The sequence below is a fragment of the Bartonella sp. AC62GZZY genome (genome assembly GCF_042196525.1).
GTDB lineage: Bacteria > Pseudomonadota > Alphaproteobacteria > Rhizobiales > Rhizobiaceae > Bartonella.
Genome location: NZ_JBHIQN010000006.1, coordinates 99557 through 110663, shown reverse-complemented (window position 1 = coordinate 110663; position 11107 = coordinate 99557). Strand labels below are relative to the sequence as shown.

Genomic DNA, 11107 nt, shown 5'->3' with positions numbered 1-11107 from the left:
ATTGCCTTTTTTTATGCGGATATCATCACAAAACAACAGCCCCCATATCTTCATGATGAAATCGCATCAAGCACAGAAGAATATCTGCTACTCAAAAGATTTAGAGTTTTAACCTCGATAAAACAGAAAGCCATTTTACAGTTACTCGCTGATCGGAATGAGAACTTTTAACATCATGATACAGAGCACTATACTCTCTGTTCTTGGCTTTCTTTCCACACTTCAAAGGACGAAAATCCCTTTCCTATCCGGTTGGTAAACAATCCTGTTTCTCAAGAACTGCTTCTTCTTAGCTTCCCATTTCATATGGTTTGTTTCACAAGATTGTATGGACAAGCCCTCTTTTGAAAATTTACCACATACTCTTATAAAAACACTATATGGTAAATTTTACACCTTACAGCACCACACCTCAAACAATAGCATTTTACAGTACAACAGGATAAGCACTCATGCGTATTTTTCAAAAAGCGCCCCTCAAAAAGCAATGCTTGAAAATTTATTTGGTTGATCTGGAGCAGTATACGCATCATTTTATAAGGATGATGAAGGATGTAATCTTAACATGTAGGTGCAAAAGATCGCCTTTTTATCGCAATCACTAAAAGTAAAAGTTTATTTAAAATAGGCGCTGCAAGAGGCACTACAAGAAGCCTTAAGTTAAGGCTGGAACCATTATTTATTGATGAATTACCGCTTGAGTGAAAACCGATATGTTGTTAATAAAATTATAAGCAAAGTTGCTCTTATTTCTGGTGTAGAAGCTTCGCAAAAAAGAGCAACAATAAGTAAGGGGAATTAAGATGTTAAAATATTTATTGCTGTCACCTGTTGTGTTGGTGGCGGGTTGCGCATCTGTAGGGAGTTATTCATCAAATTATGTTGATCAAAGTCTTACAAAGCGTCAGGCACAATTAGTCGCTAACAAATTTATTAGCGATATCAAGAGACCTCTACCACCAGCTACAACCACACTTCTTATAAAGAAAAATAATACAGCAGACAACTTTACTCCTGTATTTATCAATCTGTTGCGACGGAATGGATATAATGTGATCTATACAGATCAACCTCAAAAGCAACAAAACATGGGTGTGAATTTGAGGTATAGAATAAGATTAAATAGTAGCACTATAGTGTCTCTTTTTCAGTATAACGTGAACGGAGAACTACGTGCTCATATAATTACTCAGCCCAAATGAACCCGCTATTTTATGTAAACATTCTCTATATTTTACACGTAAAGACTTAAAAACTCTTGTTAAAGAAAAGAGATTTGCACCTCAATAAAAACTCTTGTTTTTTAGCCAGAGTGAACAAATTTTTCTGTATTTCATCACGATATGAGAAACAATACGTACGAGAAAATAAGTTATGACTTTAGGTTTAAGTATAAGGGAAAGAAGAGTATTAAAAAATAATGAAAAATCCTCCACACTCTAGTGAATTATTGTGCGAAGATTTAAGTGCAAAACTTAGTTTATTTAGTGATTCAAGCAGTTGAATAGTCCGCTGTTTGCAAAAAATGAGTTTTTTAAAAATAAAAGGAAAGACAATGGCAAAAAACACTGTCCAACTGCACTAATAGAAGAACCTTTTAAAATATCATAGTAATAAAAAATGGATAGTTTCCAATGTAATTTATCCACGGTGGTTTATTCAAAAGAAATTTTGTAGAAATAGGATATTTTTAACGTTTTTTGCTTCTCATTTAGTGTACCATAATTCTAGCATACCACAATTCGGAGGTTTTGTGGTTTTCATTGCTAATTGTTATGGTGCTATGATGAACGAACAGAGTTTACAACAGCTATTGCAATGCTTTGCGCTTGTGTAAAGAAAATTATGGCTGTTATTGGAGCACTTTAAAAATATCCTCCGTTAAACTTGAAAAAACCATTGGGCTTTTAAACTTTTAAAATGGATGCTAAATCGTCGTTTTTCTCATAAAAAATGGTATGCACATACTTGCCTTTCACTCCTCAAAGGAAAAAAGCTCCTACAGTTGCCGATCTGTAAAAAGTTCAGCGTCTCTTAGGACTAGTTTTCACTGCTTGATCCCTCATGCGGTTCACTTCATAGGGTTTTATGGATAAGCTACCTTGAAGATTTATCACACTCACCCAAAACACTTGATATAGTAAATTTACTACGCCTTATATCACTGTCCTAAACAACAGTGTTTTACGCAAAAACATGATATACAACCTCTCACTTAATAAGTCATTGTAGCAAAGCTGATAAAAAGCCACACTCTCACCCTCGTAATCTCCAATGAGCAAGGTGGTGGACAGAGATCTATGGAAATTTTTGCTGTTGTTCAAATGGGGAGCGATTTTTCAGCCTTTTACAACTTTAATGCGGGAGAGAAAACCGCAATATAAATTTATGTCCTTGAAGATAAGTATTTTTACGCAAGATAATTCTTTGCTCATACTTGATATGATGAAAGAAAAATGTGAAAATTCTGTTCGGTAATGAGGAGAAAACACCATGATCAAGAGAAGCGTTAAGCTGCTTATCTTAGGAATGATTGGGCTTGCAAATTCTGTTGTAAATTCTTCTGGAAATACTGAAGAATTCTCAAGTTTTGAACGTTCTTTCAATACGGTTCAAGATGCGTCAAACACACAAAAACCTTTTCAGCCTTTAAAAGCTGGAGATTATGACCAAGCCTATGACTATTACATCCAAGGTTATTATTTAAAAGCTTTTCGTGAAGCACTCCGACGTGCTGAAAAAAATGATCCTTTTGCACAAACTCTTCTTGCCCGAATTTATATGGAAGGATGCGCTGTTCCTGTTGACGGTGCGCGTGCTGCTTTATGGTTTGAGCGTGCAGCAAAACAGGGGGAACCTCAAGCACAATTACGCTATGGGCTTATGTTGTTTGATGGTCATTTTATGAAACAAAATCAAGATCTTGGTGAACAGTTTATTCGAAAAGCTGTCAATGCAGGCGTCAAGGAAGCCTATTTTTATTATGGACAACTGCTTCTTTATAAAGCCTCACGTGAAAAACAAGCTCTCCCTGGTGTTTCTTCCCAAAGTCGTGAAAATGAAGCAATCGAGCAAGCCTTAAAATGGTACTTAAAAGGTGCTGCTCTTGGGGATGCTGAAGCTGCTGTTTCTGCTGCCAAAATTCTGTCTTTAGGCACATTAAATCGACCAAAGGATGATCATAATGCCCGTAAGCTCATGGAGGTAGCGGCTCAAAACAACCACTTAGAAGCTCAACTTCTTTTAGCGCAATGGCTTGTACAGGGACGTGGAGGAGAAACAGATTTTCACCGCGCTTTTCATTTACTTCAAAGAAATGCCGTCAACATGATTGCGCCAGCACAAATTTCCCTTGCAAGACTTTATCGAGATGGCACAGGAACAAAAGGCGATATAATCATGGCAGCAGCATGGTATATGCTCGCAAAGGAAGCAAAAATGCAAGCCCCTGATCTTGAAATAATGCTCCAAGGCATGGACAAAACACAACTAGAAAAAGCGCACAAAGAAGCAATAAAGCTCCTTCCTGTTTTTTAAAATACTCCTCTCTGCTGCAAAAAGACAAAATTTATAGAAATTCCGGGAGTTTTTGCACTGTCTAGGTGCTCTCAGCACTAAAAGCAAAATGGCTGATTTGGGTTCAGTGTTTTAGACTTCCAGAATACTCATGCGAGGGCGCTCGCACTCGGAGGGGGCTTGAAAATGCAAGCCCAAAATCTTGATAACGACATTTTCATTGGTAAAGAAAACGCACTGGTAACATTTGCTTAAGCAAACGATATCCAATAAGCAAAAGAGCTAGGCTATTCCGAAAATTCCGAAAGCTCTATTTTTTATTTTTTTGCTTGGATGAAAAACACGCCGACTCTTATTAAAAAACTATTTTTATTGCTAATCCCCCGAAATTACTTTACATATTAAAAGGTATTTTTGGTCGCATACGCAACGATCAACGGGGATTAAAAACCCTAAGGTCCGATACATAAAAATGAACCCACTTTTTGGGTATCCCGGAATTCCCGGAGTTTTTGCTATGTCCAAGTGCTTTCAGCACTAAAAGCAAAAAGGCTGATTCGGATTCAGTATTTTCAAGCTCCCGGAATACTTATGCGAGGGCGCTCGCACTCGGAGGGGGCTTTAAAATGCGAGCCAAAAATCTTGATAATGACATTTTCATTGGCAAAAAAATTCGTTTGAAACGAAAAATGTTGAAAATGTCTCAAAAAACATTAGGTCAACATTTAGGTGTCACTTTCCAACAAATCCAGAAATATGAAAACGGCTTAAATCGTGTCAGCGCAGGGCGTTTAAAATAAATTGCCGCTATCTCAAATGTTCCACTTCTCTTTTTCTATGCTGATATCTTAACAAAACAACTGCCCCCGTACTCTCATGATGAAATCGCATCAAGTACAAAAGAATACCTGCTGCTCAAAAAATTTAGAGTCCTAACCTCGATAAAACAAAGAGCCATTTTACAATTACTCTCTGATCAAAATGAAAGCTTTTAACATCATAATATAGGGCGCTACACTCTCTGTTCTTAACTTGCCTCCCACCCCTCAAAGGACAGAAGCCCCTTCCCTATCCAGTTGGGAAACAATCCGTCTTCTCAGAACAGAACTCTTTTAGCTTCCCATTTTATGTGGTTCATTTCACAAGATTATCCGGACAAGCTCTCCCTCAAATATTCACCACATACTCTCATAAAAACATCACATGTACAAAATTTGATGCCTTACAAACACCACACCTCAAACGATAGTATTTTACAGAAAACAGAATAAGCATTCATACGTATTAAAAAAAAGATAGCCCTCAAAAAGCAATGCTTGAAAATTTTTTTGGTCGATCTGAAACAGAACCTAACGCATCATTTTATAGATAGAGGACATGATCTTAACATGCAAACGCAAAAAATTGCTTTTTTATCATAATCACTAAAAGCAGCAGTTTATTAAAATATACGCCACCAGAAGCACTTCAAGCAGCCTTTACAGCTGAAACCACTATTCATTGATTAATTAACCTATTGATTAGATACCGATATGTTGTTAATGGCTATAAGTAAAGTTGCTCTTATTTCTGGAAGAGGAGCTTCGCAAATAAAGAGCAACAATAAGTAAGGGGAATTAAAGATGTTAAAATATTTATTGCTGTCACCGGTTGTGTTGGTGGCTGGTTGCGCATCTGTAGGCAATTATTCATCAAATTATGTTGATCAAAGTCTTACAAAGCGTCAGGCACAATTAGTTGCTAACAAATTTATTAGCTATATCAAGAGACCTCTACCACCAGCTACAACCACATTTCTTATAAAGAAAAATAATACAGCAGACAACTTTACTCCTTTATTTATCAATCTGTTGCGACGGAATGGATATAATGTGATCTATACAGATCAACCTCAAAAGCAACAAAACATGGGTGTGAATTTGAGGTATAGAGTAAAATTAAATAGTAGCACTATAGTGTCTCTTTTTCAGTATAGTGTGAACGGAGAACTACGTGCTCATATAAGTACTCAGCCCAAATGAACCCGCTATTTAATGTAAACATTCTCTATATTTTACACGTAAAGACTTAAAAGCTCTTGCGAAAGGCAAAGAGATTTGCATCTCAATAAAAACCCTCATTCTAGCCAGAGTGGATAAATTTTATTATAGATTGTGACAATACAAAATAGTGTAAATTATAGCTTTAAGATTTAAGAAAAGAAGAATACTAAAAATAATGAAAAATGCCCCACACCCTAGCGAATTGTTACGCGAAGATGTAAATGCAAAACTTGGACTATCTGTGATTGAAGCAGCTGAAGAGTTTTCTATATCCCGTGTAGCATTTTCTAGGGTCTTGGTAAAAATCCTTATAACGACATTTTCAGTGGCAAATTCATTGGCAAAAAAATTCGTTTGAGACGAAAAATGCTTAAAATGTCTCAAAAAACATTAGGTCAACATTTAGGTGCCACTTTCCAACAAATCCAGAAATATGAAAACGGATTAAATCGTGTCAGCATAGGGCGTTTAAAATAAATTGCCGCTATCTCAAATGTTCCACTTCTCTTTTTCTATGCTGATATCTTAACAAAACAACTGCCCCCGTACTCTCATGATGAAATCGCATCAAGTACAAAAGAATACCTGCTGCTCAAAAGATTTAGAGTTCTAACCTCGATAAAACAAAGAGCCATTTTACAGCTGCTCTCTGATGAGCAGATACGCTAACATTATGTGATAATGCATTCTGTTCATAAGCATTCATGCGTATTTTACAAAACAGCCCCCCCTAGGCATTTTTTGCTTGGACGAAAAACACGCCGACTCTTATTAAAAAACTATTTTTATTGCTAATCCCCCGAAATTACTTTATGACTTGAAAAGTGTTTTGGTCGCATACGCAACGACCAATAGGGATCTAAAAACCCGAAAACTCAAACATGAATTGACCCCGCTTTGCGGGTATCCCGGAATTCCGGGAGATTTTGCTATGTCCAAGTGCTTTCAGCACTAAAAGCAAAATGCTGATTTGAGTTCAGTGTTTTTAGACTCCCGGAATACTCATGCGAGGGCGCTCGCACTCGGAGGGGGCTTTAAAATGCAAGCCAAAAATCTTAATATTGACATTTTCATTGGCAAAAAGATTCGTTTGAAACGAAAAATGTTGAAGATATCTCAAAAAACATTAGGTCAACATTTAGGTGTCACCTTCCAACAAATCCAGAAATATGAAAACGGCTTAAATCGTGTCAGCGCAGGGCGTTTAAAAGAAATTGCCGATATCCTCAATGTTCCAGTTTCCTTTTTCTATGCGGATATCTTAACAAAACCACAGCCTCCGTACCCTTATGATGAAGTTATATCAAGTACAGAGGAATATCTGCTGCTCAAAAAATTTAGAGTTCTTACCACGATAAAACAGAAAGCCATTTTACAGCTGATCTCTGATTAAAATGCAAGCTACATCACACGATAGCGCACACCACGCTCTATCCCATGAGGCACTATAATAAACTCCGTATTCACATGCTCTCAATTAAAAATACCTCATGTTTACGGAACTTATATTATTGCCATCAATGATGATATTTTACAATAAAACGGGATAAATTTTCCCAAAATCCCAAAAAATGTTTGTGTAAATTTTTAAAAAGCTTGCGTCTGAGCACTTTTTATGGTCTTGCAAAGAACTGAAAAGCAAAAATACATAAAGGTCCTTTTGTACTTTTTTCTGCAACGCCCATAAGCAAAGACAATGAAGAGCATACAAGGATTATGGAGAGAGCCGCAAGGCTAACAAGGGGGGGGTAAACCCGAAAATAAAAAAAGAGCTTGACTGTTAAAGGCAGCAAAGAAAAGTGCCATAAAGACAACAAGAGAGTTCTTTTTGCAAGAATAGAATTGGATAGAAACGATGAAAATTAATGGCAATGAAATTCGTCCTGGTAATGTGATCGAACATCAAGGGAGCTTATGGGTTGCTGTTAAATGTAACGCTGTAAAACCAGGAAAAGGTGGTGCATTTAACCAAGTTGAAATGAAAAATTTGATTGATGGTACAAAACTTAATGAACGATTTCGTGCTGCTGAGACAGTTGAACGCGTGCGCCTTGAACAAAAAGATTTCACCTTTCTTTATCAACAAGGGGATGCTTTGGTCTTTATGGATTCAGAATCTTATGAACAACTTGAACTCCAAAAGGATTTTGTTGGTGAACGTGCCGCTTTTCTCCAAGATGGGATGACTGTTACAGTTGAACTTTATCAAGAAAAGCCTATCGGCATCTCACTTCCTGATCAGGTTGCTGTCACGATTGCTGAAGCCGATCCTGCACTTAAAGGACAAACAGTTACAGCTTCTTATAAACCCGCTATTCTTGAAAATGGGATTCGGATTCTTGTTCCTCCCTTTATGAATGCTGGTGAACGTATCATTGTAGACACCAATGAGTTGATTTATTTGCGTCGTGCAAATGAAAAAGATAAATAAAGGAATAAACAATGGCCCATTCTGCAGTCATGAATGTCATGGTGCAAGCTGCAATGAAAGCAGGACGCTCGTTGGTACGTGATTACGGTGAAGTGCAAAATTTGCAAGTGTCTTTGAAAGGACCTGCAGATTATGTCAGCCAAGCAGATCGCAAAGCGGAAAAAATTATTTTCAATGAACTAAGCAAAGCACGCCCCAAATTTGGTTTTCTGATGGAAGAGTCTGAGGAAATCATTGGCGAAGATTCACAACATCGTTTTATTGTTGATCCTTTAGATGGTACTACAAATTTTCTCCATGGCATTCCTTTTTTTGCTGTTTCCATTGCTTTAGAAAGCCAAGGAAAAATCGTTGCTGGTGTCATTTACAATCCCGTGAGTGATGAACTCTTCACCGCAGAACGTGGGTGTGGTGCTTTTTTTAACGACCGGCGCTGTCGCGTTTCTGCTCGACGCAGACTAGAAGATTGTGTCATTGCCACAGGCATGCCTCATTTTGGTCGACCAGGTCATGGAACCTATCTTATTGAATTACGTAATGTGATGATGGAAGTCGCTGGATTGCGCCGTTTTGGCGCTGCTGCTCTTGATTTAGCTTATGTTGCTTCTGGCCGAACCGATGGCTTTTGGGAAGATAACCTGCAAATTTGGGATATGGCTGCTGGAATACTGATGGTTCGTGAAGCCGGTGGTTTTGTCACTGATAAAGAAGGCGGCAACAATATATTCCGTAAAAAAAATATTATCGCCGGCAATGAACACATTCGCCTAAAATTAGAAAGAGTTCTCAAAAAAGGCATTTAAGCCTTAAAAAAAATCCAACAGATTACCTCAGCCAAGCAGATCGCAAAGCGGAAACAATATTATCAATGAATGAAGCAAAGCACACCCCAAATTTGGTTTTCTGATGGAAGAGTCTGAGGAAATCATTGGCGAAGATTCACAACATCGTTTTATTGTTGATCCTTTAGATGGTACTACAAATTTTCTCCATGGCATTCCTTTTTTTGCTGTTTCCATTGCTTTAGAAAGCCAAGGAAAAATCGTTGCTGGTGTCATTTACAATCCCGTGAGTGATGAACTCTTCACCGCAGAACGTGGGTGTGGTGCTTTTTTTAACGACCGGCGCTGTCGCGTTTCTGCTCGACGCAGACTAGAAGATTGTGTCATTGCCACAGGTATGCCTCATTTTGGTCGACCAGGTCATGGAACCTATCTTATTGAATTACGTAATGTGATGATGGAAGTTGCCGGACTTCGCCGTTTTGGTGCTGCTGCTCTTGATTTAGCTTATGTTGCTTCTGGCAGAACCGATGGCTTTTGGGAAGATAACTTGCAAATTTGGGATATGGCTGCTGGAATACTGATGGTTCGCAAAACCGGTGGTTTTGTCACCGATAAAGAAGGCGGTAGCGATATATTTCGCAAAAAAAATATCATTGCCGGCAATAAACACATTCGCATTAAACTATAAAAAACCCTCAAAAAAGGCATTTAATTCTTACAGTTTTTTACAAAACCCTTAGAATCTTAAAAAACCACATGAAGAGAGAGTTTTTAATTTTCTTACAGAAAACGATAGAAACTCGCGAATGAGATAGTGACAAAAAACATCACCACGAACAAAAAATGTACTTGCTATAAGCCCCCACAAAAGCAATTATTGCACCTGAGGCAAAAACACAGTCCATTTCCTCCTCAATATATGCTCTTTACAGTGCGCCATCCATTGATCTAAAAATCTTTCCTCTCTCATAAAAGCTGCCGCATATGCTTAAGAGTTTTCACTCTTTTCCACCACTGCATAATAGCAGAGATTTCAGAAAAACCACTGATTTATCCCCCCTTATTCAACCGTTTTGCAAATAGTTTATCAACTGCTGACGACATTTATAATAATGAGAATCTTTGTTTTCCAAAATTGCTTTCTGCATTTCACTTGCAAGCTGCTCTTTATCTTTTTCAACAGCCTCTTTCAGCGCCTTTACCTTCTCATCTCCAAAGATAATTTTTAATTTTTCTTTTAACTTTTTTTCCTCAACAAGCTTCTCCCAAAAGATCAACCGGTTATCGCATGTCTCATTTGATGATTTCATCCACTCTTTAACGCCTAATTTGTAAGCTTCTTCAAATGTTGGATTCCCTTCAAAAATGGAAAGATTTTTTGCTCTATTTGTGTCATTCTCTTTACAAGTATTGATTACATCTCTAACTGTGACAGAATGGCAACCATTATCAAAAGCAACATAGCCCTTTTTCACTGTTTTAATAAGCTTCTTATAGTAAATGAAAGTTTCTCTTGCCGCCTTATAATCACTGGAAATATCACACAACAACGACAACACATTCTTTTTACAATATAATAATAAAGTACACTCACCAGACCAAGATTCCGAAAGGTTTAGCATTTTCTCTATCTCTTTGTGTTCTGTACTCATAGATATGTTGTCCCACAAAGTATCTGTAAATTTTTTCTTTTCATCCTCCCCTGTAAAGTTTTTCTTTTGGTGCTGTTTGCATTCAGCTATAATCATATCATCAAGAACATATAACCACCAATGAAGTAATAACATCGTAGGTTGACTCCGTTTTTTGTTCGTAAGAGGATCTACAAACTTTTGCAGAGTTATTCCGTTCTTGCTCATTAATCGCACTGCTTTTAAAAAAAATTTCCTAAAATACGAGGTATCCAAGAGACTACATATTTTTTTGTAATGTTCATCAGTAAGTTTTTTTCCAAGTGCTTGCTTGTACAATAAACGCACTTTGTGATCCCCTCGAACACAAATATCCTTTACCAATGGAAGCCGATCTCCACTGAATTTCATATCTTCCCTAGGATTTTTTATCCCCAGTGCGTCTCTTTCCCATAACCTTACTCCCTCATCCCATTGTTTCAACCATTCCTGCGATATTTTTTGAGTTTTTGCAAAAAGTCTTTGTTCCCCTTGTACAATAATATATTTATGTCCAGCGCACTCTTGCTCTTTTTGCTCAAGTTGTTTAGTCAATTGAAGACACTTCTGTTTCCCTTGTGCAATAATATCTTTATATCCAACGCACTCTTGCTCTTTTTGCTTAAGTTGTTCAGTCAATTGAAGACACTTCTGTTCCCTTTG

General features: G+C 37.4%; 8 protein-coding genes and 4 pseudogenes. 11 read left to right on the top strand and 1 reads right to left on the bottom strand.

The genetic code is table 11. The features are described from left to right. The 11 genes and pseudogenes from ACFIML_RS05645 to ACFIML_RS05595 form a co-directional block, all read left to right on the top strand. Window positions 1–171, top strand: a pseudogene (locus ACFIML_RS05645) (transcriptional regulator); the annotation flags it as partial. A 632-nt stretch (window positions 172–803) separates the two neighbouring features. Continuing rightward, window positions 804–1202, top strand: coding sequence for a hypothetical protein (locus ACFIML_RS05640; protein WP_375687589.1), 399 nt, complete (start codon window positions 804–806; stop codon window positions 1200–1202). A 1291-nt stretch (window positions 1203–2493) separates the two neighbouring features. Then, on the top strand, window positions 2494–3537 hold the full coding sequence (locus ACFIML_RS05635; RefSeq protein WP_375606553.1) for a tetratricopeptide repeat protein: 1044 nt from the start codon (window positions 2494–2496) through the stop codon (window positions 3535–3537). A 605-nt stretch (window positions 3538–4142) separates the two neighbouring features. After that, window positions 4143–4511 (top strand): annotated as a pseudogene (locus ACFIML_RS05630) (helix-turn-helix domain-containing protein). A 627-nt stretch (window positions 4512–5138) separates the two neighbouring features. Further along, window positions 5139–5537, top strand: a complete 399-nt coding sequence (locus tag ACFIML_RS05625) for a hypothetical protein (RefSeq protein ID WP_375606554.1) — start codon at window positions 5139–5141, stop codon at window positions 5535–5537. Between the two features lie 196 nt (window positions 5538–5733). Next, complete coding sequence (locus tag ACFIML_RS05620) at window positions 5734–5916, top strand: hypothetical protein (protein WP_375606555.1); 183 nt, start codon at window positions 5734–5736, stop codon at window positions 5914–5916. After that, window positions 5877–6227, top strand: a pseudogene (locus tag ACFIML_RS05615) (helix-turn-helix domain-containing protein). Before ACFIML_RS05620 ends, ACFIML_RS05615 begins: the two are co-directional and overlap by 40 nt. Window positions 6228–6597: 370 nt before the next feature. Further along, a complete protein-coding gene (locus ACFIML_RS05610; protein WP_375615026.1) occupies window positions 6598–6951 on the top strand; it encodes a helix-turn-helix domain-containing protein in 354 nt (117 codons plus the stop codon). A gap of 462 nt (window positions 6952–7413) precedes the next feature. Beyond that, complete coding sequence (gene efp, locus ACFIML_RS05605; RefSeq protein WP_375606557.1) at window positions 7414–7989, top strand: elongation factor P; 576 nt, start codon at window positions 7414–7416, stop codon at window positions 7987–7989. Window positions 7990–8000: 11 nt separating this feature from the next. Then, on the top strand, window positions 8001–8792 hold the full coding sequence (locus ACFIML_RS05600; protein WP_375615025.1) for an inositol monophosphatase family protein: 792 nt from the start codon (window positions 8001–8003) through the stop codon (window positions 8790–8792). A gap of 8 nt (window positions 8793–8800) precedes the next feature. Next, window positions 8801–9462: pseudogene (locus ACFIML_RS05595) on the top strand (inositol monophosphatase family protein); the annotation flags it as partial. A 376-nt stretch (window positions 9463–9838) separates the two neighbouring features. Here the strand turns inward: ACFIML_RS05595 and ACFIML_RS05590 are convergent. After that, window positions 9839–11107, bottom strand: a 1269-nt coding sequence (locus ACFIML_RS05590; RefSeq protein ID WP_375687586.1) for a hypothetical protein, incomplete at its 5' end; no start/stop codon positions are given.

Bases quoted from the DNA above. Each gene is read 5' to 3' on its own strand.
- ACFIML_RS05640 (WP_375687589.1), top strand. From the start codon at position 804: ATGTTAAAATATTTATTGCTGTCACCTGTTGTGTTGGTGGCGGGTTGC.
- ACFIML_RS05635 (WP_375606553.1), top strand. From the start codon at position 2,494: ATGATCAAGAGAAGCGTTAAGCTGCTTATCTTAGGAATGATTGGGCTT.
- ACFIML_RS05625 (WP_375606554.1), top strand. From the start codon at position 5,139: ATGTTAAAATATTTATTGCTGTCACCGGTTGTGTTGGTGGCTGGTTGC.
- ACFIML_RS05620 (WP_375606555.1), top strand. From the start codon at position 5,734: ATGAAAAATGCCCCACACCCTAGCGAATTGTTACGCGAAGATGTAAAT.
- ACFIML_RS05610 (WP_375615026.1), top strand. From the start codon at position 6,598: ATGCAAGCCAAAAATCTTAATATTGACATTTTCATTGGCAAAAAGATT.
- efp (WP_375606557.1), top strand. From the start codon at position 7,414: ATGAAAATTAATGGCAATGAAATTCGTCCTGGTAATGTGATCGAACAT.
- ACFIML_RS05600 (WP_375615025.1), top strand. From the start codon at position 8,001: ATGGCCCATTCTGCAGTCATGAATGTCATGGTGCAAGCTGCAATGAAA.